The sequence below is a fragment of the Actinacidiphila bryophytorum genome, assembly GCF_016916835.1.
Classification (GTDB): domain Bacteria; phylum Actinomycetota; class Actinomycetes; order Streptomycetales; family Streptomycetaceae; genus Actinacidiphila; species Actinacidiphila bryophytorum.
On sequence record NZ_JAFFIX010000006.1, the window covers coordinates 33,041 to 59,189 of the forward strand.

The following is a 26,149-nucleotide window of genomic DNA, read 5'->3' on the forward strand; positions in this document are numbered from 1 at the left end:
CCATGACCCCGCCTGGAGGATCACATGACCACGCAGGTTGCACCCGCCCTGGGTCCGGCGGACGCCCCGGACGGACGACACCGGGCCACCCTGCGATTACTGGTGGTCGAAAGTGACGCCAGGGCGAGCGACGCGCTGCTCAGGGGCCTGATCCGGCAGGGGTACGCCGCCCACGCGGTCTCCAGCGGCGCGGAGGCGCTGCGGGCGCACTTCGACGCCGACATGGTCCTGCTCGACCTCGACCTCCCCGACCTGGACGGCCTTGAGGTGTGCCGGCGGATCCGCGCCGCGGCCAACACCCCCGTCATCGCGGTGACCGCCCGCGACTCCGAGTTCGACCGGGTGCTCGGCCTGCAGGCCGGCTCCGACGACTACATCGTCAAGCCGTACGGGTTCCGCGAGCTGCTGGCCCGGATCGAGGCGGTGATGCGGCGCGTGCGGCCGCAGCCGCTGCCCGTGCAGACCATCGAGCACGGCCCGCTGCACATCGAACCCGCCGCCCGCAGGGCCACCCTGGCCGGCGAGCCGCTCGACCTGACCCGCAAGGAGTTCGACCTGCTCGTGCTGCTGGCGACGAAGATGCACTCGGTGGTGAGCCGGCAGCAGATCATGGCGCAGGTCTGGGAGGACCCCTGTTCGCCGCACGGCAGGACCGTCGACACGCATGTCAGCACACTACGCAGCAAACTCGGCTCGAACAGCTGGATCGTCACCGTCCGTGGCGTCGGTTTCCGACTCGGCCACGCCTAGCCCGCGGGCCGCGGGTCGCGTAAAAAACGTTCCTTTGTTGAAATCAATAATTTCCGGGTTCCCGGAATCCGATATCCGGACTTTACTCTGCCGATGCTCGTGCCGATGAACCAGGGGAATTGCGTGACGCCTGCTTCACGCGATGGCGGCGATGTCTCCGTCGTCGAAGTAGATCGCCTGGTGCAGGCGGCCGCCCAGTGCCGTGGCAAACCGGGCCAGCACTTCCTGACCGGAAATCTGGCCCCGCTCGATCTGCGAGACACGCCCCTTGGTGACGCCCATGCGGTCGGCCACATCCTGCTGCGTCAGCCCGCGGGCGCGACGCAGCTCGGCGAGGCGTCGCCCGGTGACCACCGCGAGCAGTTCCTCCTTGCCCGCCCGTACGGCGTCCTCGCCGCCGGCCCGTTCGACGTGCTCGGCGCGGATGTCCTGCCAGCGCGTGAAGCCACTCACGATCCCGCTCCTTCTGTCTTGGTTCGTTCCCTCACATACATCTCGTAGCGCTGCTCGGCCAGTGGAACGGCCTCTCGGTACCACTCGTTCCACTGGCCGGCCTTGTCCCCTGCCACCGGCAGGATGCTCGACCGCCAGGGGTCGAAGGCGAAGAGGATACGCACACTGCCCGGGCGCAACTCTTTCAGATCGGCCATCACCGAGCCATGGATGGTGTCCACCAGCGGGCGCCCCAGACCCGGTCCGCCCTCGGCGAGTGCGTCCAGCGCCTGGACCACCCGGGCGTGCGCCGCGTCGTCAAGGCCGCCGATCCAGTCGCGCACCTCGTCGACAAGGTAGATGTCCCATTCGCCGCTCACCTCCCAAGTATAGCAGGAGCTATACCCAAGAAATTTCTGCTCCGCCGTGTCGATTCCCGCCTCGCCCGCTCGACGCGTCGGTGAGGGCACGGTGAAGTGCCCCGGACAGCACAGCGGACGGACGGAAAGAGGACACCACGATGCGCTACATGATGCTGCTGCGACTCGACCCCGCGAAGGCGCCGGCCGGCGGTCCCAGCGAGGAGCTGATGACCGAGATGGGCGCACTGCTGGAGGAGATGACCAAGGCCGGCGTGCTGCTCGACACCGGCGGGCTGCAGCCGGCCGGCGAGGGCGGCGTCATCCGGCAGGCGGGCGGGAAGCAGACCGTGCTGGACGGGCCGTTCACCGAGGCCAAGGAGGTCATCGGAGGCTACGCCATGTTCCAGACGAAGTCGGCGGAGGAGGCGGCGCAGTGGGCCTCGCGCTTCCTGGCCATCCACGGCGACGAGTGGGAGATCACGGCCGAGGTCCGGCAGGTGGAGGAGCCCGCGTAAGGGCGTACGGGTGCAGCCGCGGGGCGGGCCGCTTTGCGCGGACGCCCCGCGGCTGCTGTGATGGGGGGTCGTGACAGCAGCCGACCGCACGGGGACCGGGCCGCCGCACGCGGAACCCGGACCCGACCGGGCGCGGCGGGCGGTGGAGGCGGTGTGGCGCATCGAGTCGCCGCGGCTGATCGCCGGGCTGACCCGGCTGGTGCACGACATAGGCGTCGCCGAGGAACTGGCGCAGGACGCGCTGGTCTCGGCCCTTGAGCAGTGGCCGCGCGACGGGGTGCCGCGCAACCCCGGCGCCTGGCTGATGACCACCGCCAAGCGGCGCGGCATCGACCTGATCCGGCGCAACGAGACCTTCGCGCGCAAGCTGCAACTGCTGGGCCACGAACTGGAGACCGCCCAGGGCGCGGCGGTCTTCGACGGACCCGGGGACGCGGCGCAGGACGCCGCCGCCATCGAGGACGACCTGCTGCGGCTGGTCTTCGTCGCCTGCCACCCGGTGCTGTCCCGCGAGGCCCGCGTCGCCCTGACGCTGCGGCTGCTCGGCGGGCTGACGACCGACGAGGTCGCGCGGGCCTTCCTGGTCGCGGAGCCCACGGTGGCCCAGCGGATCGTACGGGCCAAGCGCACCCTGGCGAAGGAGAAGGTGCCCTTCGAGGTGCCGCAGGGCGCGGAGCTCGCGGTACGGCTGGCGTCGGTGCTCGAAGTGGTCTACCTGATCTTCAACGAGGGCTACTCGGCGACCGCCGGCGACGACTGGATGCGGCCGGGCCTGTGCGAGGACGCGGTACGGCTGGCCCGGGTGCTCCAGGGGCTGATGCCCGCCGAGCCCGAGGTGCACGGCCTGGCGGCGCTGCTCGAAGTGCAGGCCTCGCGGTCCGCGGCCCGCATCAGGGACGGCGCCCCGGTGACGCTGCTCGACCAGGACCGCAGGCGCTGGGACCAGTTGCTGATCCGCCGCGGTTTCGCGGCGCTGGCCCGCGCCGAGGTGGCGGCCAGGGCGCGCGGGGCGGCGCCGGGACCGTACGCGCTGCAGGCCGCGATCGCCGCCTGCCACGCCCAGGCGGTACGGGCCGAGGACACCGACTGGCCGCGGATTGCCGGGCTGTACCGGGCGCTGGCAGCCACCGCGCCCTCCCCCGTGGTCGAGCTGAACCGTGCCGTCGCGGTCGGCATGGCCGAAGGCCCCGCAGCCGGCCTCGCCCTGGCCGACGCGCTCGCCGCGAGCGGCGAACTGGCCGGCTACCACCTGCTGCCGAGCGTCCGCGGCGACCTGCTGGCCCGGCTGGGGCGTACGGCCGAGGCGCGCGCGGAGTTCGTCCGCGCGGCCGGGCTGACCCGCAACGGCGCCGAGCAGGCGCTGCTGCTGCGCCGGGCCGCGGACCTCGACGAGGCATGAGGCCGGGCGGCTCCTGAGGCCGGGCCGCCGGAACTGAGAAGGCCCCTTCCGGCCGCGGGGTGTTGACGGCCGGGGAACGCGGATGCCAGGGTCACGGGAACGCCTTCCCCCCGGCCGGCGCCTGCTGGTGCTCCGCACACCCCTGGCCCGGATCCGGGTACGCCCCGGCACGGTGGTCGTCCTCCGCCTCCCCCGCACCGGCCCGGACGCGCCGGAGCCGCCGCTGGTCGTCAAACACGTTGCCGGTCGCGCGGGCGACCCGGTCCCCCCCGAGGTCCGCCCGGCCCTCCCCCCTCCGCCACCCGCGTCCCCCGCGGCCAGGTGATCGTCCTCGGCGACAACCCGTCGACCAGCACGGATTCCCGTACCTGGGGCTACGTCACTTCCTCCACGATCACCGCCATCCTCCTCACCCCCCTCCCCCCACCCGCCGGCGGTCCGGCTCCAAACCGAACAGCCCCTTTCCGCCGGTGACCCCCCGCACGCCCGGTGGGGGCTGGTCGCGCCGTTCCCCGCGCCCCTGAAAAACGCTCACCGCCCTGCGCAAGGGCACCTTTGCCCGGGAGGGCGCCATACAGGGGCGCGGGGCTGCATCTGATCTGCGCCTGGCGGCGCGTGGGCGCGGCCAGCCTCCCCCAGCGCTTCGCCTGGGGGGTGCCCCCACTCGCTTCGCTCGCCGGCCGGTGGTCCGGCACGAACCGAACAGCCCCCTTCGGGCGGAGACGACACGCGCCCCCAAAAACGCTCACCCTCCGCGAAGAGGGCACCCATCAGGGGCGCGGGGAACTGCGCGGCCAGCCCACCACCGGCCGGTGGTCCGGCACGAACCGAACAGCCCCCTTCGGGCGGAGACGACCCGCGCCCCTGAAAACGCGCCGCCCTGCGGAGGGGCGAGCCCATAGCCGGGGAAGGGGTGTGGGGGGTGGTGGGGGTGGGCACGAAACTTGTCCGACGGAATGCCGGGAGGACGATGTGCCGGAGTCACGAATCGCACTGCGGGAAGCCGACCGCGCCGCCGCGGAGAGGCTGTTGGCGCGGCTGGCCGCCGAGCAGGGCGCCGGGGACGCGGTGTTGCGGCGGGCGCGGGAGCGGTTCGACGAGATAAGCGGCACGGCGGCGGTCGAATACGCCGCCTACCGGCGTGCGTTGGAGGCAAGGCAGCCCGCGCCGCCGGCCCCCGGCTCGGGTGCCGCGAGCCGGACCGCGGGCGGCCTGGTGACCGGGGTGGCCGCGGCGGTCGCCTTCGGCGTGGACCTGGGGCACGGGCTGTCCGTGGGCGCGGCCCTGGTGACCGGGGCCGCGGTGGGTGCCGCGGGGGTCGCGACGCTGGGCACCGCGGCCGCCAGGGGCCGGGCGGCCCGCAGGTCCGCGGCGCCCGAACGCGGCGCGCCCGGCGGCGCGGAGCAGTTGCGGCTGCTGTGGCTGGCCGCACTGGAGCGGCGCGGGGTGCGGCCCTTCCTGGAGGCGGCGCCGCCCGCGAAGCCCGCGGAGGCCAAGCCGCCGCGACGTACCGGCGGCGACCGCAGCGCGGCGGCCCGCACGCGTGCGGTGCTGGAGCAGTCCTTCGGCCAGCTCCCGGCGGCGGACGGTGTCTTCACCGGCCGCACCGCGGAGATGGCGCAGATCTCGCAGGCCGTGCACCAGGCCCGCGCGGCGGTGGCCGGGCAGCCCACGGTGATGGTGCTGCACGGCCCGCCGGGCAGCGGCCGCTCGACGCTGGCGCTGCGTGCGGCACGGGAGTTGAAGGACCAGTTCCGCGGTGCGTGCGTGGTGGACCTGCGGGGCGCGGGCGACGGGCGGGCCCCGCTGCCGGTGCGCGACGCCCTGCTGCACCTGCTGAACCGGCTGGGGGCGCCGCGCGACCAGCTGCTGTTCAGGGAGCGGCAGGACCGGCAGGACCACGGCCAGCACCTGCGCCGGCTCAGCGAGCAGTACCAGCAGCACATGGCGGGCGTACCCGTGGTGATCGTGCTGGACGACGCGACCGACCCCGAGCAGGTGCGGGCGCTGGTGCCTGAGCGTTCGGAGAGCCTGGTGCTGGTCACCGCGCGTGAGCCGCTGGCGCTGGCGATGGACGGCGCCCGGGTGCGCCACCTGGAGGTGGCCCCGCTGTCGCAGGCGGGCACGCAGGACCTGCTGGGCCGGCTGGCCGAGTCCTCGGGGCTGCCGCATCCGGACGCCGGGCAGGCGGAGCGGCTGCGGGGGCTGTGCGCGGGTCTTCCGCTGGCGCTGCGGATAGCGGGTTCCGCGCTGGGCGACCACCACGGCCCGGCGCGGCTCGCCGACGACATCGAGGTGTTCGGGCCGCGTGACCCGGTGGACCGGGTGCTGGCGCTGCGCTACCACGACCAGCCGGAGCCCAACCGCCGGCTGCTGCGTCGCCTGGCGCTGGCGGGCCGGGCGAGTTTCGGGGCAGCGGCGGCGGCCGCGCTGATGGCCACCGACGACCAGGAGGCGGCCCGCCGGCTCGGGGAGCTGGCGGCGGCCGGGCTGATCGACAACGTCCGCGGCAACCGCTACCGCCCGCACGATCTGGTGCGGGCGTTCGCCGCGGAGCGGCTGCTGGACGAGGAGGACCCGGTCGAGCGGGCCGCCGCCCACGAGCGGCTGATCCGCTCGTACGCCGACCTGGCCAACACCGTGGTGCGACTGGTCGAGGGCAAGACCTCGACCAGGGCAGGGCGCTTCGGGCAGCACGGCTTCTCCTCGCTGGACCTGGCGCTGCGCTGGCTGGACGAGGAGTCCAGCTTCATCACGGCCGCACTGCGCGAGACCGAGGGCGTCGACCGGTCCGCGGTCCAGGCGCTGCTGGGCGCGCTGTGCGACTACTGCCTGCTGCGCGGCGACCTCTACCGGCTGGGCGAGATCAGCGAGATGGCGCAGGCCCAGCAGGCGCGGCAGCCCAGGTCGGGGCCTGACGAGGACCGTTCCGTGCTGGTGCGCTCGGTGCAGTGGCGTACCGGCATCGCGGCACGGCAGTTGGGCGACCTGGACAAGTCCAAGTCCACGCTGAGCACGGTGGTGGACCTCTACTTCGAGGCGCAGCACCCGGCGGGCGCGGCCCGCGCGCTGGACAGCCTCGGCATCACCCTGCACCACCAGGGCAACCTGCGCGAGGCCGAGGTCAAGCTGCGGGAGGCACTGGCCATCCAGGCCGACCCGGAGCTGGAGGAGGACCGGGCCTGGACGATGCACGCGCTGGGCGCGGTGCTGCGCGACATGGGCCAGCTCGACAGCGCCCTGGCGCTGCTCCAGGAGTCGCTGGCCCTGCACCGGGCCAACGAGAGCGTGCAGGGCGAGGCGTGGGCGCACCTCCAGCTCGGCCAGGTCCATCTGCGGCTCGGCCGCCTCGACCTGGGCGAGGCGGAGCTGCGGGCGGCCGGCCAGTCCTACGCCCTGGCCCGCGATCCGCGCGGCACCGCCTGGACGATGACGCAGCTGGCCCGGGCCAGGCTGCTGCGCGGGGAGCCCCGCGAGGCGGCCCGCGACCTGGACGAGGCGGTGCAGCGGCACCGGGCGAGCGAGGACGCCCGCGGCGAGGCGTGGACGCTGTACTACCTGGGGCAGGCCCTGGAGGAGTGCGGCGACACCGATGCGGCGCTGCGCACCCTGGAGCGGTCCCGTTCGATGTTCTCCCGCATGCGGGACGTGTACGGCCTGGCCTGCGCCCGGCACCACTCGGCGCGCGTCACCCGCGACCAGCGCGCCGCCAGGACCGGCAACCTGCGCAACAGCGGTTTCGCCCGGCAGCTGCTGCAGGACGCCAGGCAGGACTTCCGGCGGATCGGCGTGGAGCACGGCGAGGCCTGGTCGTGCGTGGAACTTGCGGTCATCGACGCCGGCAACGAGCGCATCGTGGAGGCGCTGACCCTGCTGGAGGAGGCCTACCAGCTCTTCGGCGGCCTCGGTGACCGGCGCGGGCAGGAATGGGCGGCGTTCCTGCGCGCGACGTTGCTCCCGCTCGTCGCCGCGGGCGGCAGCGTCGACCAGGCGCTGGCGATCCTGCACGACCTCGCGGGCCGCGAGGGTTTTCCGGGTCGCGACCCGGATCTCGACGAGTACGTCGCCGCGTATGCGCTGCTGCTCCAACGCGGGGCCGCTGCCGCGGGGGCCACGTGGGAGGCCTGGCGCCTCGGCATGACCCCGACCCGCAACTCCCGCACGGTCCTCGCCCCCACCTAGGCCGTGTTTTGGAAGTCCCGCCTGCCCCGCGACGCCTGGCACGCACGCTCGCTGCGTTGTCGGAGTCGTCCGAGTAGACCCACTACGAGGACGACCCTCCGCCTTGCGATCGCACGCACCAGACGCCGCGGGACCCGCCCTGTGGGCGGACGGCGCTACTTCCAAAACACGGCCTAGCCCCTACGCGGGGCGGCGCCCTTCCGCGGGCCGCGGTGGCTCGTGCGGTCCCCCTTCCGCAGGGGGTGCTTCTCGCTGGCCGCGTGACCTGGGGTGGGTGCCCGCTGCGCCGGGCGGTGCTCTTCGCGGGCCGCTGGGCTCCTCGCCGCGCTTGCCTGCGACGGCGCCCCTCAGGGGCGCGGGGAACTGCGCGCCCAGCCCCCACCGGGCGCGCGGGTCGTCACCGACCCAAAGGGGCTGTTCGGTCCGTGCCGGGCCACCGGCCGGTGGGGGCTGGTCGCGCCCACGCGGCGCCAGCCGCACATCAGACGCAGCCCCGCGCCCCTGAAAAGCACCGCCCAGCGCAGGGGCACCCCCCTCAGCCCGCGGCCGGCGGAAGGCCCGGCCCCGCCGAAGACGCACCCTGCGCAAGGGAGAGGCGCTTACCCCCGCCGGGGGGACTTGGGGTCGGTGGGGTGGGGCACCGCAGGGGGTGGTGCCTGCTCCTCGAAGTCGATCTTCTTCATCTGCTTGCCCATGTTCTTCATGAGCATCCACAGCCCGAAGGCGATCGCAGCGAAGATCACGAATCCGAGGAGCCCGGGCGTCACCTTGTCCTGGTTGACCTCGGCGAGGGAGACCAGGGGGCGGCCGAGAGCGTGGGCATGGGTTGCTGTCACGCCGCCCATTGTCCCTCAGGCCTCGCGGACGCCCGCAAAGAGGTCGTCCTCGGGGAGCGAGACGTCGACGCGGGTCTTGGCGAGCTCGTAGTCCTCGGTGGGCCAGATCTCCCGCTGGAGGTCCATGGGGACGCGGAACCAGCCGCCGTCGGGGTCGATCTGGGTGGCGTGGGCGAGCAGCGCCTTGTCGCGGATCTCGAAGAAGTCCGCGCAGGGCACGTGGGTGGAGATGTTGCGCTCGGGCCTGGCGAACTCGTCCCAGCGCTTGAGCCACTCCCCGTAGGGGGACTCCATGCCGCGGGCCTCGATCGCCTCGTGCAGGGCCAGGGTGCGGGCCTTGTTGAAGCCCTGGTTGTAGTAGAGCTTGAGCGGCGTCCAGGGCTCCCCGGCCTCGGGGTAGCGGGTGGGGTCGCCGGCCGCGTCGAAGGCCACCATGGTGATCTTGTGGGTCATGATGTGGTCGGGGTGCGGGTAGCCGCCGTTCTCGTCGTAGGTGGTGATCACCTGCGGCTTGAACTCGCGGATCAGCTTGACCAGCGCGCCGGCCGCCTCGTCGACGTCCTGCAGGCCGAAGCAGCCCTCGGGCAGCGGCGGCAGCGGGTCGCCCTCGGGCAGCCCGGAGTCGACGAATCCGAGCCAGGCCTGCTTGACGCCGAGGATCTCCCTGGCCTCGTCCATCTCCTTGGCGCGCACCTCGTGGATGTGCTCCTCGATGTACTTGTCGCCCTGGAGTTTGGGGTTGAGCACGGAGCCGCGCTCGCCGCCGGTGCAGGTGGCCACCAGTACGTCCACCCCTTCTGACACGTACTTGGCCATGGTGGCGGCACCCTTGCTCGACTCGTCGTCGGGGTGAGCGTGTACGGCCATCAGTCGAAGCTGCTCAGTCAAGGCTGGTGTCCTCAAAGTCCCGTTGGGTTGTGCCATTGGTCGTGGGGCCCCCTCGGTGGGCGCAGGGGGAACGCCTTCTATAGTGACCGAGCGAGGGGACGAATAATTCCGCGGTCAGTGAACGGGAGTAACGATCATGACGGCTGTCCAGGCCGGTCCGCACGGTTCCCCGCCCGACGGACGCTACGGCCCCGGTGCGGACGCCCGCGCGGACCGCAGGCTGAGGATCGCCGCGGTCGTGGCAGGTGTGCTGGTCGCGGCGGGTGTGGGGTGGTACGGCTACGACACGCTGAGCGGTGACAAGGTCAGCGGGCAGGTGGTGGCCTTCGAGGCGGTCTCGGACCAGGCCCTGCAGATCCACCTGGAGGTCCACAAGGGCGCGGGCACCGTCGCGGTGTGCACGGTCCGCTCGGTGGGCACCGACCACGCCGAGGTGGGCCGCAAGGACGTACGCCTGGCGCAGCACAGCAAGCAGGTCGACACGGTCGTCACGGTCCGCACGACCGCCCGCGGCGAGACCGGCGAACTGGTCGGCTGCAGCGTCGCGCCGCGCGGCTGACCCGCCCGCCGCTTACCCGCTCCCGTCTGTCGCCGGTAATTGTTAGGCTCGTGGTTTCGTCCCGGCTACCGGTGGCAATGCAATTCTTCACGACTGTACCGACGAGGAGCTCCTGTGACCCAGACCAGCGACAACGTCACCTGGCTGACCCAGGCGGCGTACGACCAGCTCAAGGCCGAGCTGGAGCATCTGTCTGGTCCCGCGCGCGCCGAGATCGTCGCCAAGATCGAGGAAGCCCGCCAGGAAGGCGATCTCAAGGAGAACGCGGGCTATCACGCGGCGCGTGAGGACCAGGGCAAGCTGGAGCTGCGCATCCGGCAGCTCAACCAGATCCTGGAGACCGCCAAGGTCGGCGAGGCCCCCGCGGACGACGGTGTGGTGGCCCCCGGCATGGTCGTCACGATCGCCTTCGACGGCGACCCGGACGACACCACGACCTTCCTGCTCGGCTCCCGCGAGGGCATCTCCAGCGACCTGGAGACGTACTCGCCGCAGTCCCCGCTGGGCCGCGGGGTCACCGGCAAGCGCAAGGGCGACGAGGCCACGTACGAGCTGCCGAACGGCAAGAGCGCGTCGGTGACGATCCTCGACGTCAGGCCGTACCAGGGCTGACCGCAGCGAGCAGACGTACGAGCCCCCGGCGGATGACCGCCGGGGGCTCGCTGTCGTGCACGGGGACGCCGTACGCCGTGGATGCCGTACGGCAGCGGCCTTACGCCGTCGCCGAGCGGTACTTGCGGACCGCCCAGGTGCGGAAGACCGCGATGATGACCACCGACCAGGCCAGCGACGCCCACACCGGGTGCTCCATCGGCCAGGCGTCGGACGGGGACACGCCCGGGTTGCCGAAGAGCACGCGGCAGGCCTGGACGGTCGCGGAGAACGGGTTCCAGTCGGCGACCGGCTGGAGCCAGCCCGGCATCTGCGAGGAGTCCACGAAGGCGTTGGAGACGAAGGTGACCGGGAAGAGCCAGATCAGGCCGCCGGATGTGGCCGCCTCGGGGGAGCGCACCGACAGGCCGATGAGCGCGCCGATCCAGGAGAAGGCGTAGCCGAGCAGGAGCAGCAGCGCGAAGGCGCCGAACATCTTCGGGATGCCGTTGTGGATGCGCCAGCCGACCAGCAGGCCGACGCAGGCGAGCACCACCACGGTCAGCGCGGTCTGCACCAGGTCGGCCAGGGTGCGGCCGGTCAGGACCGCGCCGCGGGACATCGGCAGCGAGCGGAAGCGGTCGATGAGGCCCTTGCTCATGTCGTCCGCGATGCCCGCGCCGGCGCCCGCGGTGGCGAAGGTGACGGTCTGCGCGAAGATGCCGGCCATCAGGAAGTTGCGGTAGTCGGTGGCGCTGAGCGAGCCGCCGACGGCGACGGAGCCGCCGAAGACGTAGCTGAAGAGCACCACGAACATGATCGGCTGGATGAGGCCGAAGATCACGACCTCGGGGATGCGGATCATCCGGCGCAGGTTGCGCTTGGCGACGACCAGTGAGTCGTGCGCGGACTGCATGACGCCGCCGCGGGCGTGCGGGGCCAGCGTCAGCTGGGGGGTGGTGTCGGTCGCGGCACTCACTTGACGGCCTCCTTGACGTCCGCGGCGGCCGTGCCCTCGCCGGCGCCGTCCTCGCTGTCGCCGTTCTCCGGCGCCTCGGCCGCGTGGCCCGTGAGCGAGATGAACACGTCGTCCAGGGTCGGGCGGCGCAGGCCGATGTCGTCGATCTCGATGCCCTGGGAGTCCAGGTCGCGGATCACCTCGGCGAGCAGCTTGGCGCCGCCGGTGACGGGGACCGTGATCTGCCGGGTGTGCTGCTCGACCTTGACCTCGCCCTTGCCGTGGACGGCGATGGCGCGGGCGGCGTCGTCGATGCGGTCCCGCTCGTGCACGACGACCTCGACGCGCTCGCCGCCGATCTGCGCCTTGAGCTGGTCGGAGGTGCCGCGCGCGATGACCTTGCCGTGGTCGATGACGCAGATGTCGTGGGCGAGGTGGTCGGCCTCCTCCAGATACTGGGTGGTGAGCAGCAGCGTGGTGCCGCCCGCGACCAGTTCCTGGATGACCTCCCACAGCTGCTGCCGGTTGCGCGGGTCGAGCCCGGTGGTGGGCTCGTCCATGAACATCACCGGCGGGCTGACGACCAGGGCCGCGGCCAGGTCGAGCCGGCGGCGCATGCCGCCGGAGTAGGTCTTGGAGACGCGGTTGGCGGCCTCGGTGAGGTTGAACCGCTCCAGCAGCTCGTCTGCCCGCCTGCGGGCGGCCCTGGGGCTGAGCTGGTACAGCTCGCCGACCATCTGGATGTTCTCCCGGCCGGTGAGGAACTCGTCCACGGCCGCGAACTGGCCCGACAGGCCGATGTGCCGGCGTACCTCGTTGGGGTGCTTGAGCACGTCGATGCCGGCGACGGTGGCCCGGCCGCTGTCCGGCTGCAGAAGTGTGGTCAGGACGCGCACCGCGGTGGTCTTGCCCGCCCCGTTGGGACCGAGCAAACCGAGGACCGTGCCCTCCGGCACGTCAAGGTCCACTCCCCCCAGTGCCCTGACATCACCGAAGGTCTTGACCAGACCCTCGGCATAGATGGCGCCCGGCATTTTTTCGCTCCTGTCCGTTGCTTTCGCTGTGTGCTGTCACGGCTGTACGACCGGTCCCGCAGCCGAAACTCATCGGCCGATGATCGCCGGATGCCCCGCGGTGTGCGAACGGATTACCGGGCACCCTCGCGATATGGCGACGATGCCAGACGCGATATATCGCGTCAACCCCCGGCAAGCGGTCCCGCGGTCGTCAGGCGATCACGACGTAACCCGCGTCCTCGAGCGCCGCGCCGACCGCGGCGCAGTGCTCGGGACCCTTGGTCTCCAGGTGCAGCTCGACCTCCGCCTCGGTGAGCCCGAGGCGCGGGTCGGTCCGCACATGACTGACGTCGAGCACGTTAGCGTCGACCACTGACAGCACCCCCAGAAGCGTGGCGAGCGCCCCCGGCCGGTCGGTCAGCCGCAGCCGCAGCGACAGGTAGCGGCCGGCCGCGGACATGCCGTGCCGCAGGATGCGCTGCATCAGCAGCGGGTCCACGTTGCCGCCGGACAGCAGCGCCACGACGGGTCCCTCGTACGCGTGCGGCGCCGCCAGCAGCGCCGCCACCGGGCTGGCACCGGCCGGCTCCACGACCAGCTTGGCCCGCTCCAGGCACAGCAGCAGGGCCGAGGACAGCTGGTCCTCCGAGACCGTCACGACGTCGTCGAGCAGGTCCCTGATCACCGCGAAGGGCACGTCGCCCGGGCGGCCCACCATGATGCCGTCGGCCATGGTGGCCACCGACCCCAGCGAGACCGGGTGGCCCGCGGTCAGCGAGGGCGGGTAGGCGGCGGCGCCGGCCGCCTGCACACCCACCACCCGCACGTCGGGCCGCAGCGCCTTGACCGCGACCGCGACACCTGCGGCGAGCCCGCCGCCGCCCACGCCCACCAGGATGGTGCGCACCTCGGGGCACTGCTCCAGGATCTCCAGGCCCACCGTGCCCTGCCCGGCGATGATGTCCGGGTGGTCGAAGGGGTGGATGAAGACCGCGCCGGTCTGCTCGGCGTACTCGATCGCGGCCCGCAGCGTCTCGTCCACGACCGCGCCGTGCAGCCGGACCTCGGCTCCGTAGTCGCGGGTCGCGGCGACCTTCGGCAGCGGGGCGCCCACCGGCATGAAGACGGTCGAGCGCACCCCGAGCAGCGAGGCCGCGAGCGCGACGCCTTGCGCGTGGTTGCCCGCGCTGGCCGCGACCACGCCCGCGGCGCGCTCCTCGGGGCTCAGGCCGGCGATCCGCACGTAGGCGCCGCGGATCTTGAAGGAGCCGGTGCGCTGCAGGTTCTCGCACTTGAGGTGCACCGGTGCACCGACCAGCGACGACAGGTGCCGGCTGGTTTCCATGGCGGTCATCCGGGCCACGCCGGAGAGCATTTTGTGGGCGCCGCGCACGTCGTCGAGGGTGATCGGGTGGGGCGCGGCAGAAGACGGTCGGTCCATGGGACCAGTCTCGCAGTCCCGCGCCCGCGCCACGCCCGGGGCACGACCGGGGCACGACCGGGGCAGGGGTGCGCCGGGCGACCTTCACAGTGGGGTCATCAGCCGATTGCGGTTTGTGCGTGCAGGGTCACTCGGGCAGCCGGTCCGCGTACTCTTCTCCCAACTTCCCGCCGTCCGATCGCCCTTCGCAGGACCGACAGAACGCGAGCTTCAAGGTCATGTCCAAACCGACGGAGACCTCGTCAGAACTCCTTGAGCGCCTCCAGCACCAGGTGGCCCTTTTCGCCCGCCGCGCGGAACAGACCCGGCTCGGCGGTGTGGGCAAGGCCCGCAACTCGATGGACCGCGCCGCCTATCTGCTGCTCAACCGGCTCGACCGGGAGGGTCCCATGGGGGTCAAGGCGCTGGCCGAGTCCATGGGCATCGACTCCTCCACGGTCACCCGGCAGGTCGCGCCGCTGGTCGACACCGGCCTGGTCAAGCGCACCTCGCACCCGGACGACGGCCGGGCGGTGGTGCTCGCGGTCTCACCGCGCGGCCGCGGCCGGCTCGACGAGGTGCGCGACTCGCGCCGCCGGCTGATGGCCCAGGTCACCGACGGCTGGTCGGACGGCGAGCGGGAGGTCTTCACCGACCTGCTCGTCAGGTTCAACACCGCGCTCGCCGACTGGCACGCGGGACTCGGCAGAGGCGACGACGAGGCGCCGGGAGCGGCGGAAGATGCCCCGCGGGCCAATGGTGCGTACGAACCGCAGGGGGACACGCAAGGGGCTTGACCTCGAACACCTGGTTGCCGTCCCATGGCCGCGTGGGGAAGCGCCGGGCCGCAGCCGAGATCCGACGGGACGCCGAATTCGCGGCGTTCACCGCCGGGGCGGCGGGCCGACTGCTGCACACCGCCACGCTGCTCACCGGCGACCGGGAGCAGGCCGAGCGGCTGCTGACCGCGACCCTGGCCCGTACGTACGCCGACTGGCTGCGGCTGCGCGCGGACGACCCCTACGACCAGGCGCGGGCGGAGCTGGTACGCCGCTTCGCCTGCCGCCCGTGGTGGCGGCGCCCGCGCGGCGGCGTGCTGGCGCGGCTCACCGCACAGGAGCGCCTGGTGGTCACGATGCGCTACTTCGAGGGCGTCGCGGAGGAGCAGACCGCGGCCCAGCTCGGGCTGCCCACCGACCGGGTCAGGGCGATCGGCGCCCGGGCCACCGCGACCCTGCGGTCCCGCCGCTACGACCCGGCGGGACCCGCGCCGCGGGCCGCGGACCGCACGGAGGGCCGCCCGCCGTCGGGAAGACCCCAGGAACCCGCGCGTACGGTCGCCGAGGCCCGCGACCGCGCGGACCGGGCCGCCCGGAGGGCCGCGGAGAAGGTGGCGCCGTGAGGGCGCCGAACCGGCGCGACGACGAGGTGCGCCAGCTGCTCGACACCCCGCACCCGGTGGTGCCGGCCGGCCTGGTGGCCTCGGCTGCCGCACGCGGCCGGCGTACGGTACGCCGCCGCCGGCTCGCGCGGCAGGTGCTGTGGGTGCTGCTGGTGGCCGCGGTGGTGGCCGGCATCGTGCTGGCCGTCGTCACCTGGCCCGACCGCCAGGACCCGGCGGGCGGCGACACCGGCGACGGCACATGGTGGTCGCCGGTGGGCATGGGCCCGATCTCGGCGCCCTTCCTGCGGTAGCCCAGGTCCTGTGCTCAGGCCAGGGCCTGGCTGAGGTCGGCCAGCAGGTCGTCCGCCGCCTCGATGCCGACCGACAGCCGCACCAGGTCGGCGGGCACCTCCAGAGCGGACCCGGCGACCGAGGCGTGCGTCATCCGGCCCGGGTGCTCGATCAGCGACTCGACACCGCCCAGCGACTCGCCGAGGGTGAAGAGCTTCGCACGGTCGCACACCGCGACGGCCGCCTCCTCGCCGCCCTCGACCCGGAAGGACACCATGCCGCCGAAGGCCTTCATCTGCTTGGCGGCGACCTCGTGGCCCGGGTGCTCGGGCAGCCCCGGGTAGTAGACCTGCGTCACCTTCGGGTGCGCGGACAGCAGGTGCGCGACCCGGGAGGCGTTCTCGCTGTGCCGGTCCATGCGCACCGCGAGGGTCTTGATGCCGCGCATCACCAGCCAGGCGTCGAAGGGGCCGGCGACGGCGCCCATCGCGTTCTGGTGGTAGGCCAGCTCCTCGCCGAGGGCGGCGTCCGAGGTCACCAGGGCGCCGCCGACCACGTCGGAGTGGCCGCCCATGTACTTGGTGGTCGAGTGCACCACCACGTCGGCGCCCAGCGACAGCGGCTGCTGCAGGTAGGGGCTGGCGAACGTGTTGTCGACCACGAGCCGCACACCGGCCTGCCGGGCCACCCCGGCGAGCGCGGCGATGTCGGTGATCCCCAGCAGCGGGTTGGACGGTGTCTCGACCCAGATCAGCCTGGTCTCCGGGCGCACCGCCGCACGTACCGCCTGCACGTCGGAGGTGTCGGCCACCGACCAGGCCACGCCCCAGCGCTCCACGACCTTCGCGAACAGCCGGAAGGTGCCGCCGTAGGCGTCGTCGGGGATCACCACGTGGTCGCCCGGGGCGAGCACGGTACGCAGCAGGCAGTCCTCGGCCGCCAGTCCCGACGCGAAGGCCAGGCCGCGGGTGCCGCCTTCCAGCGCCGCCAGGTTCTGTTCGAGCGCCGTCCTGGTCGGGTTCGCCGACCTGCTGTACTCGTAGCCGCCGCGCAGGCCGCCGACGCCGTCCTGCTTGTAGGTCGACACCTGGTAGATCGGTGTGACGACGGCGCCGGTCTGCGCGTCGGCCGGCTGCCCCGCGTGGATGGCCAGGGTCTCGAAGTGCTGATCGCTCATGCCGCCGAGCGTAGTGCCCCCGGGACGCCGCCCCCGGCAAGCGCTCCGGCGGCGGCCGGGTCCGCGGCTGCGGGCAGCCGTCCGGCCGGCCGCGGTGAACGCGACCGGCCGGGGCGGGTGTTGCCGGTTACTGCCAGAGCGACGGGGCCGGCGGGGGCACCACGTCGGGGCGGTCGTCGCAGGTGATGGTGTTGGGCAGCTCCCAGGGCGCCAGCCACGGGCCCGTGGTGCCGCCGCCGTCGTTGCTGCCGAGGTCGGTGACGGCGAACTCCGAGCCGGTGGCGGGGAAGTTGAAGGAGCCGCAGTTGTTGATGCCGACGGCGCCGACATTGCGCGCGTCGACGTTCTCGAAGGTCGCGCCGCCGGCGGCCCGGGCGCTGAGCACCGAGGTGCCGGTGCCGTCGACCTGGATGTCCTTGAAGTGGACGCCGGTGATCGAGTAGAGGTCCTTCACCGGGAAGTCGGTGACCAGCATGATCGCGTTGTAGGTGCTGTCCAGGAAGTGGTCGCCGGTCACCTGGATGTCGGCGTCGATGTTCTTCTCCAGCGCGTAGATCCAGATCGCGCCGAGCCCGATGTTCCAGTTCAGCTCGTACGTACCGGCCCTGACCGTGGTGTTGTCGGTGATCGCCAGCCTGCCGGTGAAGGCCTCGGCGCCGAAGCGCGAGCCGACGTGCAGGGCGCTGCCCTCGCGGATCGGGTCGGCGATCAGGTTCGCCGAGACGGTGTTGTCGGTGCCGCCGTAGACCGCGATGCCGTTGGCCAGCACCGGGGTCTGCACGGTGTTGTGGTCGACGGTGTTGCCCGCGTCCTCGGTCTTCTCCGACCACATCGCGATCGCGTCGTCACCGGTGTTGCGCAGGAAGTTGCCGGAGATCACCGAACGCGTCACCCCGGTGTGGAAGTTGATGCCGTCGGCGATCTGGTCGACGATCACGTTTCCGGTGATCTTGAGGTTGGTCATCGGCCCGTCGAACCACATGCCGACCTTGGTGTGCTGGATGTACAGGCCGTCGATCGTGGAGTTGCTCAGCGACCCGCCGATCCCGTTGACCTGGTCGGTGTCGATGCGCTCGCGCACGTCGCCCTGGATCGCGAAACCCGACAGGTGGACGTCGGAACTGCCGCCCGCCGCCGCCTCCTTGCCGTAGAAGCCGACCCCGGTGTGCACGCTCCCGTCGGGGGCCGGGGTCGCCAGGTCCACCTGGTGGCCCTTGATGACCGTGTACCAGCTGCCCGCGCCCTCGATGGTGACGTGGTCGACGACGATGTGCCGGTCGACCTGGTAGGTGCCCGGCGGGATGTAGACCTTCAGGTGCGTGCGCCGGGCGAAGGCGACGGCCTTGTCGATCGCGTCGGCCGAGTCGCGGCGGCCGGTCGGGTCGGCGCCGAAGAGCAGCACGTTCGCGGCCGGCAGGTCCACCTTCGGCGGCGCGACCAGCTGCGAGTCCATCAGGTCGACGGTGGTGGCCGCGGCGCCGGCCGGCACGCTCAGCCGCACGGTCTGCCCGGCCCGGTAGGTGCGGCCCAGCAGCAGCCGCTGCTCGTCGTAGAAGTGGTTGGGCCGGAAGGGCTTGGCGAAGACCGGCGCCGGGGTGGTCGCCTCCGGTACGCAGCCGCACTCGGTGACCCACCAGTCGGGGTGGGTGATGTCGGCGGTGGGGTCGTTCGAGAACGGGTAGAGGTTGTACAGCCAGGCGTACTGCGAGGTCAGCGTCATGGTGCGGGCCGCACCGCCGTCGACGCTGACCTTCAGCGGCGATGTCCGGCCGCCGCCGGCGGGGGCGTCGGGGATGCTGTAGCGCACGGTGACCGCGTTGGCCGCGCTCGGCAGCGTGAAGTCGACGTACTGCCCCGGCTGCAGCGTCACCGCGCTGCGGCCCGAGGCCTCGGCGGGCAGCGTGTAGGCGTCGCGGCCCGGGCCGATGACGGTGCCGTTCGTCACGGCGTTCTCCGCCTCCTGCTCGGCGAAGCCGACGTCCGCGCCGCGGCCCGCGGTCAGCGCCGGGTCCAGGGCGGCCCTGGTCACCACGGCCTTGCCGGCGCCGCGCGCCGGCGCCCCGGCCACCGCGGTGCCGCCGCCCAGCACGCCGAGCGCGGCCGCCGCCGCGGTCACCGACGCGACCGTGACGGCGGCTCTTCGCCGCGGACCTGACGACCATCTCGCCACAGCACCGGTGATGCTCCGTGACATCGAAAGCTCGATTCTCTCCGGCCACGCTCAGGTGGGGGTTCCGCTCACCCCGGCAGCCACCGGGGTGAGCCGAACCTAGGACGGCGACGTCCGGTTCCACAAGGTTCGTGCATGCGTATTTTCGCATCCTTGCCGCACAACTTCATTGGCCTGCGCAGTTTTTGCGCGATTCCGTGGCGTGCGGTGCGACCCGCGGGTGGGCGGAAAGGGTTGAGCGGGCGTGGCGTGGGATTGACCTCACGGACATTTCGGCGAGGTTTTGCGAGGATGGCCCGGAGCGGTCGGCTTCACGTCGGGTCTGCGGGGCAGGCGGAGGGGCGAACGCTGCGTCCGGGCTGTCGGTGGATTCGATGGAGGGGCAGGGGCTGCGGTATGGGGCTGGGGCTGGGCAACGGGATGTCGTCGGTGATGGCCGCCAAGCACCCCTTCCCCAGACCGCCCAGATTCCCGCTGCCGGCCAGACTCCCCCAGCTGCTCCCCGAGTTGGTGCTGCTCTTCACCGTCAACGCGGTGTACAAGTACGGCCGCAGGGTCGCCAACGGCCACACCGACGAGGCCTACCACCACGCGGACGGCGTCTGGTCGTTCGAACGCCGGGTGCACCTGCCCAGCGAACAGGCCGTGCAGAAGCTGCTGCTGCACAGCGAGACGCTGGTCCACACCGCCAACTACCTCTACGCCACGGTGCACTTCCCGGCGATGGTGGTCTTCCTCGGCTGGATGTTCGTCAAGAAGCGGGCGCACTACCTGTGGATCAGGCGGGCCATCGTCATCCAGACGATGCTGGCGCTGATCGGCCACCTGTTCTTCCCGCTGGCCCCGCCGCGCCTGCTGCCGGGCGACGGCATGGTCGACACCGCGGCGGTCTACGGACCCGCCGTGTACGGCAAGCCGGAGAGCGGCTCCATGGCCAACCAGTTCGCGGCGATGCCGTCGCTGCACGTCGGCTGGGCGCTGGCCATCGCGGTCGGGCTGATCGCCGCGTACCGCTCGCGCCTGCGGTGGCTGTGGCTGCTGCACCCGCTGGTCACCATGCTGGTGGTGGTCGGCACCGCCAACCACTACTGGCTGGACTGCCTGGTCGGCTCCGCCTTGCTGGGCGTGGCCCTCGCGGTCATCCCCGGCCCGGTCACCGACCCGCCGGCGCCCCGCCCGGGCCGCGCCCACTGGGCGTGGCCGCTGCGCCGCGCGAGCGTGCCGGGCCCGTCCGTCCTGCCCCTGTCCGCGGCAGCCGGACCTTCCCAGCGTCGTGGCCGGTCGCGCAGTTCCCCGCGCCCCTGATGGCGTGCCCTCTGGGCAAAGAGCGACCGTCTTCCGGGGGCGCGGGGAAGGGATTCCCCGCGCCCCCGGCGGGGCTCAGCGGGCGCCGAGCAGGTGCTCCATCGCCAGCTGGTCGAGGTGCTCGAACGCCATGCCGCGCGCGGCGGCGGCGTCCACGTCGAAGTCCTCGAACGCGGACTTGTCGGCCAGCAGGCCGGCCAGGCCCTCGCCCTCGGCGAGGGTGGGCTGCGCGAGCTGGTCCAGGCGCGCGGCCACCAGGGCCTCCTGGACGGCCGGGTCGGCGCGGAAGGCGGCGGCCCGGTCCTTGAGGATCAGGTAGTTGCGCATGCAGCCGGCGGCCGACGCCCACACACCGTCGTAGTCCTCGGTGCGCGGCGGCTTGAAGTCGAAGTGCCGCGGACCCTGGTAGCCCGCCGACTCCAGCAGGTCCACCAGCCAGAAGGCCGAGCGCAGGTCACCGGCGCCGAAGCGCAGGTCCTGGTCGTACTTGATGCCGGTCTGGCCGTTGAGGTCGATGTGGAAGAGCTTGCCGTGCCACAGCGCCTGGGCGATGCCGTGCGGGAAGTTCAGCCCGGCCATCTGCTCGTGGCCGACCTCCGGGTTGACGCCGACCAGCTCGGGGCGCTCCAGGGTGTTGATGAACGCCAGCGCGTGGCCGACGGTCGGCAGCAGGATGTCGCCGCGCGGCTCGTTCGGCTTGGGCTCGATGGCGAACCTGATGTCGTAGCCCTTCTCGGTGACGTAGTCGCCGAGCAGGTCGAAGGCCTCCTTGAAGCGGTCCAGCGCGACCCGCACGTCCTTGGCGGCGCCGGACTCGGCGCCCTCGCGCCCGCCCCACGCGACATAGACCTTGGCGCCCAGCTCGGCGGCCAGGTCGATGTTGCGGATGGTCTTGCGCAGCGCGTAGCGGCGTACGTCGCGGTCGTTGGCGGTGAAGCCGCCGTCCTTGAAGACCGGGTGCGTGAAGAGGTTCGTGGTCGCCATCGGGACCGTCAGCCCGGTGGCGTCGAGCGCCGCACGGAAGCGCTTGATGTGCGCGTCGCGCTCGGCGTCGGAGGACCCGAACGGGATCAGGTCGTCGTCGTGGAACGTCACGCCGTACGCACCGAGCTCGGCGAGCTTGGTGACGGTCTCGACCGGGTCGAGCGGCGCGCGGGTCGCCTCACCGAAGGGGTCGCGCCCCTGCCAGCCCACCGTCCACAGGCCGAAGGTGAACTTGTGCTCGGGACCCGGGGTGAGGTTCGTCTCGGAAGTCATTACGGCTCGCTCCTATTCGTCAGACTGTTGAACAAATTAGTATGCGAGGCCGATGATGGGAAGTGGCAGCTCACTACGGGCTCCGGAAGGGACAGGAATCACATGGGGTCGGACAGCGCATCGCAGGTCGTACTCGGGGTCGACAGTTCCACGCAGTCCACGAAGGTGCTGGCGGTGGACGTCGAGACCGGTGAGGTGCTGGCCTCCGGCCAGGCACGGCACACCGTGAGCAGCGGCGCGGGACGGGAGACCGATCCTGAGGTCTGGTGGACCGCACTGCAATCCGCACTGGGCCAGACGGGCGAATGGGCCGGCCGCGCCGAGGCGGTCTCGGTCGGCGGGCAGCAGCACGGCCTGGTCGTGCTCGACGCCGCCGGGCGGCCGCTGCGGCCCGCCATGCTGTGGAACGACGTGCGGTCCGCGCCGCAGGCCGCGGCCCTCGTCGACAAGTACGGCGCCGGGCACTGGGCCCAGCGCTTCGGCTCCGTGCCGGGGGCCAGCTTCACCGTCTCCAAGTGGGCCTGGCTCGCCGAGCACGAGCCCGAGACCGCGGCCGCCGCCCGCGCCGTCCGCCTCCCCCACGACTTCCTCACCGAACGCCTCTCCGGCGCCGCCGTCACCGACCGCGGCGACGTCTCCGGGACCGGCTGGTGGCGCTCCGACACCGAGGCCTACGACCACGGGCTGCTCGCCGAGATCGGGCTCGACCCCGAACTCCTTCCCGCCGTCCTCGGCCCCGGCGAACAGGCCGGCACCGTACGCGACGGGCTCGGCCTGCGGCCCGGCGCGATCGTCGCCGCCGGCACCGGCGACAACGCCGCCGCCGCACTCGGCCTCGGCCTCACCCCCGGCCGGGCCGCCCTCAGCCTCGGCACCTCCGGCACCGTCTACGCGGTGTCGCGGCAGCGGCCCACCGACGCCACCGGGGTCGTCGCCGGGTTCGCCGCCGCCGACGGCGGGTGGCTGCCACTCGCGTGCACCCTCAACTGCACGCTCGCCGTCGACAAGGTGGCCGCGCTGCTCGGCCGCGAGCGGGAGGACGTCGAGCCCGGCGGCTCGGTCGCCTTCCTGCCCTTCCTCGACGGCGAACGCACGCCGAACCTGCCGTACGCGTCCGGCCTGCTCACCGGGCTGCGGCACGACACCACCGCCGGGCAGATCCTGCAGGGCGCGTACGACGGTGCGGTGTACGCGCTGCTCGGCGCGCTCGACCAGGTCCTCGCCGTGGACGGCGGCGCACCCTCCGACGAGCCGCTGATCGTCATCGGCGGGGGGTCGCGGGGGGCCGCGTGGCTGGAGACGGTGCGGAGGCTTTCCGGGCGGGCGGTGCAAGTCCCCGACGCCGGGGAACTCGTCGCCCTGGGCGCGGCCGTGCAGGCCGCCTCCGCGCTCACCGGCGAGCCCGCCCACGCGATCGCGGCTCGCTGGTCCACCACGTCGGGCCGCGTCCACCCGGCCCTCCCCCAGGACCACGCCACCCTCACCCGCCTTGCGTCCGCCATCCCCCTGGCGTCCGCCTAGGCCCTCCCGGGGGGTGCCCTCTCCCCCGGCGGCGAGTCGGTCGCGCAGTTCCGCCCCCAGAGCTTCGCCTGGGGGTACCCCCAGCGCCTCCTGGGTGACTGCCGCTTGCGGTGGGCTTGCACCTTCCGGTCCGTCGTGGCTGGGCGCGCAGTTCCCCGCGCCCCTGGGCGACTGCCACTTGCGGTGAGCTTGCACCTTCCGGTCCGTCGCGGCTGGGCGCGCAGTCCCCCGCGCCCCTGGGCGACTGCCACCTGCGGTGGGCTTGCACCTTCCGGTGCGTGGGGGCTGGGCGCGCAGTTCCCCGCGCCCCTGATGGTTGCCCTCTTCCCGCAGGGCCGGCGCCTTCAGGTGGCGCCCTCTGCCTGCGAGGGTGAGCGTTTTTCAGGGGCGCGGGGCTGCATTTGATGTGCGGCTGACGCCGCGCGGGCGCGACCAGCCCCCAGGGCTAGGGGCAGGACCTGAAGGGGCGCGGGGAACTGCGCGCGCAACCCCCCCGCCGGGGGAGAGGGGCTCGCCCCGGGCGGGGCGGGGGGCTGGCAGGGTGAAGGATGCAGGGCGGGGCTGCGGCCCCGACGTCACAACCGGACCGGAGGTCACATCGTGGGGAAAGCCACCGGCGCACAAGCCGGTCTCCGCCGCCGGAACATGGCGCTGGTCATGAAGGCCCTCGCCGCGGGCGAGAACGTGACGCGGGCCGCGGTCGCCGCGGAGGTCGGCCTGACCCGGGCCACCGTCTCGACGCTGGTGGACGAGCTGCTGGCAGCTGGCCTGGTGGAGGAGCTGGGCGCGCAGCGCCCCGGCACGGTGGGCCGCCCCGGCACGGTCCTGGCCCTGTCCGGGACGGGTCCCGCCGGCATCGGGGCGGAGATCGGCGTGGACCACCTGGCCGCGTGCGCGGTGGACCTGCACGGCAGGGTGCGGGCGCGCGCCGAGCGCCCGGCGGCGAACCGCACCCGCCCGGCCGCCGCGGTCCTGGCGGAGCTGGCGGAGCTGACGGAGGGCGTCGTCGCGGAGGCGGCGGAGTCCGGCCTGCGGCCGGTGCGGACGACGGTCGCGGTGCCCGGCCTGATCGGCGAGGACCGCGGCACGGTGCTGCGGGCGCCGAACCTCGGCTGGGAGGACGTACCGCTGGCCGCGGCTTTCGGCGCGGACGCGGCCGTGGAGAACGAGGCGAACCTCGGCGCCCTGGCCGAGCTGTGGCTGGGCGGCCACGACGGCCGCCTGACGGATTTCGTGCACGTGTCCGCCGAGATCGGCATCGGTGCCGCCCTGGTCGTGGAGGGCCGCCTGTTCCGCGGTGCCCGCGGCTTCGCGGGCGAGCTGGGCCATGTGCCGGTGCGCCCTGAGGGGCCGCGCTGTTCGTGCGGTGCGAACGGCTGTCTTGAGACCTACGCTGGCGAGGAGGCGCTGCTGCGTGCGGCCGGTGTGCGTACGGGACGCGGCCCGGCACTGAAAGCGGCGGCTGTCGCGGGCGACCCCGCGGCACTGCGTGCGCTGGAGGAGGCAGGCGCCGCCCTGGGTATAGCCCTCAGCGGTGCGGTCAACCTGCTCGACCCGCAGGCCGTGGTGGTCGGCGGCCCGCTCGCGGACCTCGCGCCCTGGCTGCTGCCGGGCGTGCGCCGCGAGCTCGCCGCCCGCGTCACGGACCGCCAGTGGCGGGCGCAGGACGTGCTGGTCTCCCGCCTCGGGCACGACGGCGTGCTGCGCGGGGCCGCCTACAGCTCGGTGCGTACCGTGCTGGACGACCCCGCGACGTGGATCCGTACCGCTCTTACAGAGCCGAGCCTGCCAGCCACTGGCTCCACGTCATGTTCCAGCCGTTGAGGCCGTTGCTGGGCTGGATGACCTTGTCGGGCGAGTTGACGACGGTGACGACATCGCCGACCAGCGAGTTGTCGAAGAACCACGCGGCGTCGGTGCTCGGGTCCTTGCCGCCCTTGACGTCCTCGATGCCGATGCAGCCGTGGCTGGTGTTGGCGTGGCCGAAGACGGACGGGTCGCCCCAGTAGTTGCCGTGGATGAAGGTGCCGGAGTTGCTCAGGCGCATGGCGTGCGGCACGTCGGGGATGTCGTACTCGCCCTTGCCGTCGTCGTCGGTGAAGCCGACGGTGGCGCCGTTCATGCGGGTGGTCTGGTCCTTCTCCTCGATGACCAGCTGGCCGTCGTAGGTGGTGTGGCCCTCGCCGCCGGCGGATATCGGGATCGTCCTGACGACCTGGCCGTCGCGGACGACGGTCATCATGTGCGATTTGGTGTCGACGGTGGAGACCTGGGAGCGGCCCACGTCGAAGCCGACGGTCTTGTGCTGGACGCCGTAGACGCCGGGTGCGCCCTTGACGCCCCTGAGGTTCAGGTCGAGCGTGACGTGCGAGCCGGCGACCCAGTAGGACTGCGGGCGCAGGTCGAGCCGCTTGGCGCTGAACCAGTGGCCGACCACCTGCTGCCCGCTGCTGGACGTCACGGTGACGCCCCGCTGCACGGCGGCCCGGTCGGCCTTGGAAATGGCGTGGTCGAAGTTGACCGACACCGGCATGCCGACGCCGACGGTGGAGCCGTCCTCGGGTGTGAAGTAGCCGACGAAGGTGGACGGCTTGGCCGCGGCGGTCGCGAAGGTGGCGGTCGCGGCGGCGGGCCGTCCCTGCGTGTCGGCGGCGGCCGCGGCTATCGAGTACTGCGTGCTGTGCGCGAGCGCCTTGGACGGGGTCCAGCTCTTCTTGTCGGCGGACAGCTTGCCCGCGACGGTGTGCCCGGTGGCCTTGGACTTCATGGTCACCGAGGTCAGCGTGCCGCCGCTGACCGACACCTTGACCGCACCGCTGACCTTGGCGCCGGTGGCGCCGGACTTCGGGGTGATGGTGATCTTCGCGGCGGATGTGTGCTTGGCCGCCGCCGCGTCCTGGCTCGCCTGGCTGAGCGCGGACGGCGTCTGGGACGGCGTAGGCGCCTGCGTGGTGGGCGCGGAGCTGGCCGCGGCCTTGCTGTCCGCGTGCCCGCCGCCCCCGGTGCTGCACGCGGTGACGGCGACACTGCCGCCGATCAGCACCGCGGCGGCCGCAGCGAGGGTGCGGCGCTTGGTGATCTTCGGGTGCTTGGCGGGGGCAGTTCCGTTGTCGGGCGGCGTCACGCATCTCTCCAA

At 72.8% G+C, this 26,149-nt stretch carries 23 protein-coding genes and 1 pseudogene; 13 read left to right on the forward strand and 11 right to left on the reverse strand.

What is annotated here, in order from left to right; genetic code table 11:
- Positions 1–24: 24 nt before the first annotated feature.
- Positions 25–750 (forward strand): response regulator transcription factor, encoded by a 726-nt coding sequence (locus tag JT723_RS11120; RefSeq protein WP_205044394.1) that lies wholly within the window; start codon positions 25–27, stop codon positions 748–750.
- Between the two features lie 135 nt (positions 751–885).
- Here JT723_RS11120 and JT723_RS35025 read toward each other — a convergent pair whose 3' ends face one another.
- Positions 886–1,203, reverse strand: coding sequence for a helix-turn-helix domain-containing protein (locus tag JT723_RS35025; RefSeq protein ID WP_205044395.1), 318 nt, complete (start codon positions 1,201–1,203; stop codon positions 886–888).
- Positions 1,200–1,562, reverse strand: coding sequence for a type II toxin-antitoxin system RelE/ParE family toxin (locus JT723_RS11130; protein ID WP_205044396.1), 363 nt, complete (start codon positions 1,560–1,562; stop codon positions 1,200–1,202). The genes JT723_RS35025 and JT723_RS11130 overlap by 4 nt, the downstream gene beginning before the upstream one ends.
- Before the next feature lie 140 nt (positions 1,563–1,702).
- Between JT723_RS11130 and JT723_RS11135 the strand changes: the two genes are divergently transcribed.
- The 4 genes and pseudogenes from JT723_RS11135 (at position 1,703) to JT723_RS11145 (ending at position 7,640) form a co-directional block, all read left to right on the forward strand.
- Positions 1,703–2,059 carry a YciI family protein gene (locus JT723_RS11135; RefSeq protein WP_205044397.1) on the forward strand — a complete coding sequence of 119 codons (357 nt, stop codon included), beginning with the start codon at positions 1,703–1,705 and terminating at the stop codon, positions 2,057–2,059.
- A 70-nt stretch (positions 2,060–2,129) separates the two neighbouring features.
- A complete protein-coding gene (locus tag JT723_RS11140; RefSeq protein ID WP_372441274.1) occupies positions 2,130–3,458 on the forward strand; it encodes an RNA polymerase sigma factor in 1,329 nt (442 codons plus the stop codon).
- Between the two features lie 312 nt (positions 3,459–3,770).
- Positions 3,771–3,932: pseudogene (locus JT723_RS36410) on the forward strand (S26 family signal peptidase); the annotation flags it as partial.
- Between the two features lie 519 nt (positions 3,933–4,451).
- A complete protein-coding gene (locus tag JT723_RS11145) occupies positions 4,452–7,640 on the forward strand; it encodes an ATP-binding protein (RefSeq protein WP_205044602.1) in 3,189 nt (1,062 codons plus the stop codon).
- 599 nt (positions 7,641–8,239) lie between these two features.
- Here JT723_RS11145 and JT723_RS11150 read toward each other — a convergent pair.
- Positions 8,240–8,485, reverse strand: coding sequence for a hypothetical protein (locus tag JT723_RS11150; RefSeq protein ID WP_205044398.1), 246 nt, complete (start codon positions 8,483–8,485; stop codon positions 8,240–8,242).
- Between the two features lie 6 nt (positions 8,486–8,491).
- Positions 8,492–9,364 (reverse strand): mycothiol conjugate amidase Mca, encoded by an 873-nt coding sequence (mca, locus tag JT723_RS11155; RefSeq protein ID WP_205044399.1) that lies wholly within the window; start codon positions 9,362–9,364, stop codon positions 8,492–8,494.
- A gap of 136 nt (positions 9,365–9,500) precedes the next feature.
- Between mca and JT723_RS11160 the strand changes: the two genes are divergently transcribed.
- Both JT723_RS11160 and greA read left to right on the forward strand, forming a co-directional pair.
- Positions 9,501–9,923, forward strand: coding sequence for a DUF4307 domain-containing protein (locus JT723_RS11160; RefSeq protein ID WP_205044400.1), 423 nt, complete (start codon positions 9,501–9,503; stop codon positions 9,921–9,923).
- Between the two features lie 114 nt (positions 9,924–10,037).
- Entirely contained in the window at positions 10,038–10,535 is a 498-nt protein-coding gene (gene greA, locus JT723_RS11165) for a transcription elongation factor GreA (protein ID WP_205044401.1), read from the forward strand.
- Positions 10,536–10,635: 100 nt separating this feature from the next.
- Here greA and JT723_RS11170 read toward each other — a convergent pair whose 3' ends face one another.
- From JT723_RS11170 to ilvA, 3 genes are all read right to left on the reverse strand, one after another.
- Complete coding sequence (locus JT723_RS11170) at positions 10,636–11,430, reverse strand: ABC transporter permease (protein ID WP_205044603.1); 795 nt, start codon at positions 11,428–11,430, stop codon at positions 10,636–10,638.
- A gap of 59 nt (positions 11,431–11,489) precedes the next feature.
- Positions 11,490–12,506 (reverse strand): ATP-binding cassette domain-containing protein, encoded by a 1,017-nt coding sequence (locus tag JT723_RS11175; protein WP_205044402.1) that lies wholly within the window; start codon positions 12,504–12,506, stop codon positions 11,490–11,492.
- 193 nt (positions 12,507–12,699) lie between these two features.
- On the reverse strand, positions 12,700–13,929 hold the full coding sequence (ilvA, locus tag JT723_RS11180) for a threonine ammonia-lyase (RefSeq protein WP_205044403.1): 1,230 nt from the start codon (positions 13,927–13,929) through the stop codon (positions 12,700–12,702).
- A gap of 218 nt (positions 13,930–14,147) precedes the next feature.
- On the opposite strand from ilvA, the gene JT723_RS11185 reads away from it, so the two are divergent.
- Genes JT723_RS11185 through JT723_RS11195 form a run of 3 tightly spaced genes read left to right on the forward strand, consistent with a single transcriptional unit; the run spans position 14,148 to position 15,603 of the window.
- A complete protein-coding gene (locus tag JT723_RS11185; RefSeq protein WP_205044404.1) occupies positions 14,148–14,705 on the forward strand; it encodes a MarR family winged helix-turn-helix transcriptional regulator in 558 nt (185 codons plus the stop codon).
- Positions 14,706–14,737: 32 nt separating this feature from the next.
- Positions 14,738–15,310, forward strand: coding sequence for a sigma factor-like helix-turn-helix DNA-binding protein (locus JT723_RS11190; protein ID WP_205044405.1), 573 nt, complete (start codon positions 14,738–14,740; stop codon positions 15,308–15,310).
- Positions 15,307–15,603, forward strand: coding sequence for a hypothetical protein (locus JT723_RS11195; RefSeq protein WP_205044406.1), 297 nt, complete (start codon positions 15,307–15,309; stop codon positions 15,601–15,603). Before JT723_RS11190 ends, JT723_RS11195 begins: the two co-directional genes overlap by 4 nt.
- A gap of 14 nt (positions 15,604–15,617) precedes the next feature.
- On the opposite strand, the gene JT723_RS11200 is transcribed toward JT723_RS11195, so the two are convergent.
- Both JT723_RS11200 and JT723_RS11205 read right to left on the reverse strand, forming a co-directional pair.
- The gene (locus JT723_RS11200) at positions 15,618–16,760 is read right to left on the reverse strand and encodes a cystathionine gamma-synthase (protein ID WP_205044407.1); all 1,143 of its coding nucleotides are present in this window, start codon (positions 16,758–16,760) and stop codon (positions 15,618–15,620) included.
- A 127-nt stretch (positions 16,761–16,887) separates the two neighbouring features.
- A complete protein-coding gene (locus JT723_RS11205; protein WP_205044408.1) occupies positions 16,888–18,954 on the reverse strand; it encodes a glycosyl hydrolase family 28-related protein in 2,067 nt (688 codons plus the stop codon).
- A 408-nt stretch (positions 18,955–19,362) separates the two neighbouring features.
- On the opposite strand from JT723_RS11205, the gene JT723_RS11210 reads away from it, so the two are divergent.
- Positions 19,363–20,235 carry a phosphatase PAP2 family protein gene (locus JT723_RS11210; RefSeq protein WP_205044604.1) on the forward strand — a complete coding sequence of 291 codons (873 nt, stop codon included), beginning with the start codon at positions 19,363–19,365 and terminating at the stop codon, positions 20,233–20,235.
- A gap of 75 nt (positions 20,236–20,310) precedes the next feature.
- On the opposite strand, the gene xylA is transcribed toward JT723_RS11210, so the two are convergent.
- A complete protein-coding gene (gene xylA / locus JT723_RS11215; protein ID WP_205044409.1) occupies positions 20,311–21,492 on the reverse strand; it encodes a xylose isomerase in 1,182 nt (393 codons plus the stop codon).
- 102 nt (positions 21,493–21,594) lie between these two features.
- Here xylA and xylB point away from each other — a divergent pair, with 102 nt between their 5' ends.
- Both xylB and JT723_RS11225 read left to right on the forward strand, forming a co-directional pair.
- Positions 21,595–23,013 (forward strand): xylulokinase, encoded by a 1,419-nt coding sequence (gene xylB / locus JT723_RS11220; protein ID WP_205044410.1) that lies wholly within the window; start codon positions 21,595–21,597, stop codon positions 23,011–23,013.
- 657 nt (positions 23,014–23,670) lie between these two features.
- Positions 23,671–24,837, forward strand: a complete 1,167-nt coding sequence (locus JT723_RS11225) for an ROK family protein (RefSeq protein ID WP_205044605.1) — start codon at positions 23,671–23,673, stop codon at positions 24,835–24,837.
- Here the strand turns inward: JT723_RS11225 and JT723_RS11230 are convergent.
- A complete protein-coding gene (locus JT723_RS11230) occupies positions 24,785–26,137 on the reverse strand; it encodes a L,D-transpeptidase (protein ID WP_251512389.1) in 1,353 nt (450 codons plus the stop codon). The genes JT723_RS11225 and JT723_RS11230 overlap by 53 nt on opposite strands.
- Positions 26,138–26,149 lie beyond the last annotated feature (12 nt).

What these genes read in the sequence shown, in the direction of transcription:
- JT723_RS11120 (WP_205044394.1), top strand. Translation starts at nt 25, where the DNA reads ATGACCACGCAGGTTGCACCCGCCCTGGGTCCGGCGGACGCCCCGGAC.
- JT723_RS11135 (WP_205044397.1), top strand. Translation starts at nt 1,703, where the DNA reads ATGCGCTACATGATGCTGCTGCGACTCGACCCCGCGAAGGCGCCGGCC.
- JT723_RS11150 (WP_205044398.1), bottom strand. Translation starts at nt 8,485, where the DNA reads ATGGGCGGCGTGACAGCAACCCATGCCCACGCTCTCGGCCGCCCCCTG.
- JT723_RS11160 (WP_205044400.1), top strand. Translation starts at nt 9,501, where the DNA reads ATGACGGCTGTCCAGGCCGGTCCGCACGGTTCCCCGCCCGACGGACGC.
- JT723_RS11170 (WP_205044603.1), bottom strand. Translation starts at nt 11,430, where the DNA reads ATGCAGTCCGCGCACGACTCACTGGTCGTCGCCAAGCGCAACCTGCGC.
- JT723_RS11175 (WP_205044402.1), bottom strand. Translation starts at nt 12,506, where the DNA reads ATGCCGGGCGCCATCTATGCCGAGGGTCTGGTCAAGACCTTCGGTGAT.
- ilvA (WP_205044403.1), bottom strand. Translation starts at nt 13,929, where the DNA reads ATGGACCGACCGTCTTCTGCCGCGCCCCACCCGATCACCCTCGACGAC.
- JT723_RS11185 (WP_205044404.1), top strand. Translation starts at nt 14,148, where the DNA reads ATGTCCAAACCGACGGAGACCTCGTCAGAACTCCTTGAGCGCCTCCAG.
- JT723_RS11200 (WP_205044407.1), bottom strand. Translation starts at nt 16,760, where the DNA reads ATGAGCGATCAGCACTTCGAGACCCTGGCCATCCACGCGGGGCAGCCG.
- JT723_RS11205 (WP_205044408.1), bottom strand. Translation starts at nt 18,954, where the DNA reads ATGTCACGGAGCATCACCGGTGCTGTGGCGAGATGGTCGTCAGGTCCG.
- JT723_RS11210 (WP_205044604.1), top strand. Translation starts at nt 19,363, where the DNA reads ATGGCCGCCAAGCACCCCTTCCCCAGACCGCCCAGATTCCCGCTGCCG.
- xylA (WP_205044409.1), bottom strand. Translation starts at nt 21,492, where the DNA reads ATGACTTCCGAGACGAACCTCACCCCGGGTCCCGAGCACAAGTTCACC.
- xylB (WP_205044410.1), top strand. Translation starts at nt 21,595, where the DNA reads ATGGGGTCGGACAGCGCATCGCAGGTCGTACTCGGGGTCGACAGTTCC.
- JT723_RS11225 (WP_205044605.1), top strand. Translation starts at nt 23,671, where the DNA reads ATGAAGGCCCTCGCCGCGGGCGAGAACGTGACGCGGGCCGCGGTCGCC.